At 63.9% G+C, this 1,012-nt stretch carries 1 protein-coding gene; it reads right to left on the bottom strand.

The features are described from left to right. On the bottom strand, nucleotides 1-968 hold a 968-nt coding region (locus tag D1610_RS16785), incomplete at its 3' end, for an IS30 family transposase (RefSeq protein WP_118865351.1). Nucleotides 969-1,012: the final 44 nt, after the last annotated feature.

The following is a 1,012-nucleotide window of genomic DNA, read 5'->3' as shown; positions in this document are numbered from 1 at the left end:
CATTTGAAGTGCAACGGTTGGAGGAAGGCTTCGGCTGGGGTTTGGAAGCCGAGGCATTTGCGGGGTGTATTGTTGTAGCGGCGGACGAGCTTGTCGATATCGTTGTTGGAGAAGGTGTCGAGGTTGGTTTTGCGGGGGAGCGATCGTCTGAGCCGGCCGATGGCGTTCTCGATGCCGCCTTTCTGCCAGGGGCTGCGGGTGTCGCAGAAGTAGGTGTCGATGCCGAGCTGTTGGGTGAGGCGATAGTGTCTGGCGAACTCGGTGCCGTTGTCGAAGGTGATGGTCTTTCGCATATCGGGCGGTACCGGGCGCAGGATGGAAGCGAGCGCCTTGGCGGTGGGTTCCGCCTTGAGGCTGGGCGGCCGGACGACGAAGGCGATGCGGGATCGTCGTTCATGGGCGACGAGCACGGCCTGGCCAAGGGTTGAGAAGAGCATGGCGTCGGCTTCCCAGTCGCCCAGGCGCATGCGATCGGCGACCACCGGCGGCCGGTCGTGGATCGAACGATGCTCGGCGAAGCGCAGCGGCCCTCCCTTGGTGCGCCAGCCCCGCTTCATCTTGCCGCGCAAGAGATAGCGGCGCCAGCTAACGTCATTGGTCCGGCGCATCTGGGCGTGGATGAAGCGGTAGATGGTCTCATGGCTGATGACGGCGTGCCCTCGATCGCGCGCCAACCGGCCGGATACTTGTTCAGGCGACCAACCATCGGCGAGACGATCGAGGACATCCTCGCGCAGCGCATCGTCGCGTTCGAGGCGCGAGCCGGACCAGCGCCGCGCGGCGGCCTGGGCCTGCGCATAGCTCGGCTGATATCCGATCTTCGCGCCACCGTTGCGCCTCAACTCGCGCGAGACGGTCGACGGCTGGCGATCCACAACTGCAGCGATCTGCCGGAGCGATTGCCCGGCTTCATGAAGCCGGGCAATCGCACACCGTTCCTCGATCGAAAGCTGGCGGTATCTCGACATGGCAACACCTGTACGTGGTGTTGCACTTCGTTTGTGAACTCAGA

Origin of the sequence: Sphingomonas gilva (assembly GCF_003515075.1) — a bacterium.
Taxonomy (GTDB): Bacteria; Pseudomonadota; Alphaproteobacteria; order Sphingomonadales; family Sphingomonadaceae; genus Sphingomonas; species Sphingomonas gilva.
This window is presented reverse-complemented; position numbering and strand designations above follow the sequence as displayed.